Below are 4,422 nucleotides of genomic sequence, written 5' to 3'. Positions count from 1 at the left end.
AGCAGCGAGTGGCCACCGAGTTCGAAGAAGTCGTCGCGACGGCCGATGCGCTCGGCACCGAGCAGCTCCTGCCACAGGGCCGCGACCATTTGCTCGACGTCGCCCTCCGGTTCTTCGTAAGCGTTGCTCGCGAGTGCGGCCGCATCCGGCGCTGGCAGCGCCGCGCGGTCGAGCTTGCCGTTGGGTGTCAGCGGCCAGCTCGCCAGCGTCACGAACGCTGACGGCACCATGTAGTCGGGCAGTGCCTGCACGAGCTGCGCACGCAGCGCAGTGGGTTCGACCACGTCGCCTTCATCGACCCGCAGGTACGCGACCAGGCGCTGGTCGCCGGGGCGGTCTTCGCGCGCCAGCACCGTGGCCTCGGCCACGCCTTCGCAGCGTGTGAGCGCCGCTTCGATCTCACCCAGCTCGATGCGGAAGCCACGCAGCTTGACCTGGAAGTCGTTGCGGCCAACGTACTCGACGTGGCCATCGGGCAGCCAGCGAGCCAGGTCACCGGTCTTGTACAGGCGGCCACCCGGTGTGAACGGATCGTCGATAAAACGTTCGGCTGTCAGCCCGGGACGGTTCAGGTAGCCGCGCGCCACGCCGGCGCCACCGATGTAGATCTCACCGGTCACACCGACGGCCACCGGCTGGCGCTGCGCGTCGAGCAGGTGCACGGTCACGTTCTGCAGCGGCCGGCCGATCGTCGGCACGGGGCCGGCGCTGCGCAGATCGGCCACGGTCGCATCGACCGTGCACTCGGTCGGCCCATACAGGTTGAAGGCGCGCAAGCCCGCGGTCTGCAGCGCACGCCAACGCGTTGCACCGATCGCCTCGCCGCCGATCAGCGCCGTCTTCGCCCGGCAGCCCGGCTTGTCCAGCAGCCCGGCCTCGCACATCAACTCCAGCTGGGCGGGCGTGCAGTCGAACACGTCGATCTCGTGGTCCTGCAGCCAAGCCACCAATGCTTCACCCGAGCTGCGCACGTCGCGCGGCACGATCACGACGCAGCGGCCGCTGGCCAGTTGCAGGATCGATTGCAGCGACGCATCGAAGGTGATCGCCGCGTTCTGCGCCACGCGGGCCACCGGCACGGCGCCCGCGTCCGGTGCGAACACCAGACGCTCCAGTGCCTGCCACAGGTTCAGCGCCTGGCGGTGCTCGACCATCACGCCCTTGGGCACACCGGTCGAGCCCGAGGTGTAGATCACATAGGCCAGGTTCGCCGAGCCCAGCCCGGCCACGTGCGGGTCGTGTTCCGGCTGGCGCAGCAACGCTGCGTCGTCATCGAGCACGATGACCGGCAGCAGCCCCTGCGCCGGCAGTTCGTCCTGCACCGTGTCTTCGGTCAGCAGCACCACCGGCGCGCAATCGTCCAGCAGCTGCGACAGCCGCGCAGGCGGGTGTGTGGGGTCGAGCGCCACATAGCCCGCGCCGGCTTTCAGAATGCCCAGCAGCCCGACCATCATCGGCAAGCCACGGTCGACGCACAGCGCCACACGGTCGCTGGGACGCACGCCGAGCGCGAGCAGCCGATGCGCGACCTGGTTGGCCCGGCGGTTCAATTCGTCGTAGCTCAACGACTGGTCGGCGTATTCGATCGCCGGTGCGTCCGGCCGCTCGGCAGCCTGGCGTTCGAACAGCGTGTGGACCAGCTCGTCTTGCGGGTAACTCGCGGTACCACCATCCGACCAGGTCTTCAGCTGTTCACGCTCACTGGGCAGCAGGATGTCGAGACGGCCCACCGGTGCCTGGTCATTGGCGACCATCGCGGCAAGCACCGCCTGGTAGCGCTCGACCAGCCGCTCGATCGTCGCGCGGTCGAACAGGTCGCTCGCATACGCGACGCTGCCGGCCAGCACACCGTGCACTTCGCCGATGTAGAGCGAAGTGTCGAACTGCACCGTCGAGCGGTCGCGCTCGAGGCCGCGCAGGCGCAGGCCGGGCAGCGCGAACTCACCGCCTTCGCCCTCGGGGGCGTTCATCGTGACGATAGTCTGGAACAACAGGCTGTGGCTGCTGTTGCGCGCCGGCTTCACCGCTTCGACGACCTGCTCGAACGGCAACTCCTGGTTGGCGTAGGCGGCCAATGTGTTTTGGTGGACCTGCGCCAGCAGCTCGCTGACGGTGGCGGTGCCCGACACATCGAAGCGCAAGGCCAGCGTGTTGACGAAACAGCCGATCAACCCTTCGAGTTCCGGCCGCGGCCGGTTCGCGACCGGCGTGCCGACGACCACGTCGTTCTGCCCGCTCAGGCGCGACATCAGCAGGCCCCAGCCGGCCATCAGGCTCATGAACAGCGTGACACCGTGCCGCTTGCACAGCTGCGTGACAGCCTGGCTCAGCTCGGGCGAGAAGCGGAACGGCACGCTCGCGCCGGCATAGCTCTGGCGTGCCGGGCGCGGCCGGTCGAGCGGCAGATCGAGCAGTGCCGGTGCGCCCGTCAGGTGCTGCTTCCAGTAGTCGACCTTGGCCTGCAGGGTCGGCCCTTGCAGCCAGCCGCGTTCCCAGACCGCGTGGTCGGCGTACTGCAACGGCAGCGCCGGCAGCGGGTCGGCCAGGCCCTGGCTGAAGGCCGCGTACAGCTGGCTGACCTCGCGCAGCAGGATGCCGATCGACCAGCCATCGGACACGATGTGGTGCATGCTGATCAGCAGCAAATGCTCGTCGGCCGACACGCGCAGCAGCTCGCCGCGGATCAGCGGCCCGTGCGCGAGATCGAACGGACGGGTGAACGCAGCCGTGGTCAGGCGCTCGATCTCGTCGTGCAACGTGTCGCCGCTGATGCCGCTGAGGTCGCGCTCGATCAGCGCGAAGCCGGTGTCGGACGGAGCGAAGCGCTGCACCGGTTGGCCGCCCTCGAGCACGAAGGTCGTACGCAGTGCCTCGTGGCGAGCGACGACGCGGTCAAGCGTCGCCTGCAATGCTGCACGGTCCAGCTTGCCGCTCAGGCGCAGGCCCGCCGGCATCGCATAGGCCGCACCGGCCGCGTGGTCGAGCTGATCGAGGAACCACAGCCGCTGCTGCGCCCACGACAGTGGCAATGCCGCCGAACGGTCGGCATGCGGGATGGCTGCGGCGTCGGGCCCAGGCGTCACCGGCGCGGAACGGCGCAGCCGCAGCATGAGCAGCTCACGCTGGCGGGCGCTGAGGTTCTTGATGGAATCGCCGTTCATGGTGTCTCCGGGGTCTCGTCTCGTTCAGCGCTGCAGCGCCGTGGTTCTTCTGCAAAAAGGGGCCCGCCGCTCGTGCGACGGGCGCGTTGCGGCCAGCAGGTCAGTCGCTCTTCAACATGCGCTCCCGATCGAGTTGGGCCTGCAGCTCTTCGTCCGACAGTTGCGCTACATCGGCACCGAGTGCTTCGATCTCGGCCAGGTCGAACTTGCGCAGCTCCAGCAGCACGATGTTTTCGGCCAGCTCGGCCAGCACCGGCGTCTGGAAGACCTGCATCAGCGGCACCTCGAGGCCCATCGCCTTGCGCAGGCGCACGACCACCTGGCTCGCCATCAGCGACGAGCCGCCGAGTTCGAAGAAGTGGTCGTGGCGGCCGACTTGGGGCACACGCAGCAGCTCTTGCCAGATCTCGGTCAGCGTGGTCTCGATCTCGCCTTCGGGCGCCTCGTAGGCGCGGCCTGACAACGCGGTGAAGTCCGGCGCCGGGAAGGCCTTGCGGTCGAGCTTGCCGTTGGGCGTGAGCGGGAAGCTCGGCAACAGCACGAAGGCCGTCGGCACCATGTAGTCGGGCAGCTGTTGACCCAGCCGCTGCCGCAGCAGTGCGGTCTCGGGCGGGTCACCGGTCAGATAGGCCACGAGCCGCGGCTCACCCGGCTGGTCTTCGCGCACCAGTACCACCGCCTCGACCACACCTTCGCAACGTGCCAGCTGCGACTCGATCTCGCCCAGCTCGATGCGGAAGCCGCGGATCTTGACCTGGTGGTCCAACCGGCCGTGGAACTCGATCACGCCGTCGGTGCGGTAGCGCCCGATGTCGCCGGTGCGGTAGAAGCGCCCTGACCTGCCCAGCGGGTGTGGCGGGAAGGCCTTGGCCGTCTGCGCCGCATCGTTCAGGTAGCCGCGGCCCACGCCGATACCGTCGACACAGATCTCGCCCTTCACGCCCACCGGAACCGGCTGCAGCAGCCGGTCGAGGATGTAGATGCGGTTGTTCGCCGTCGGCCGCCCGATCGGGATCGCACTGCCGTCATCCGGACGCGTGTCGATCGCATGCCAGGTCACATCGTCCGAGCACTCGGCCGGGCCGTACATGTTGACCAGCGGCTTGTCCGGAAAGCGTTCCAGCCAGTCCTGCGTCAGCCGCAAGCTGAGTGCTTCGCCGGTGGGCACCAGGCAACGCAGCGTCGTCAGCCGCACCTCGTCATGGCACGCATCCAGCAGGCTGCGCATCATGCTGGGCACGGTCTGCAGCAGCGTCACCCC

2 protein-coding genes are annotated in these 4,422 nt (G+C 68.6%); both read right to left on the bottom strand.

Translation table 11 applies throughout. From position 1 onward, the window contains the following. Positions 1 to 3,161 (bottom strand): non-ribosomal peptide synthetase (locus AC1DYI_RS27760; protein WP_477207352.1); only part of this gene is annotated, 3,161 nt, incomplete at its 3' end. 100 nt (positions 3,162 to 3,261) lie between these two features. After that, a partial coding sequence (locus AC1DYI_RS27755) for a non-ribosomal peptide synthetase (protein ID WP_477207351.1) occupies positions 3,262 to 4,422 on the bottom strand: 1,161 nt, incomplete at its 5' end.

The organism is Ideonella sp. P3_A4, assembly GCF_056403075.1.
This window is presented reverse-complemented; position numbering and strand designations above follow the sequence as displayed.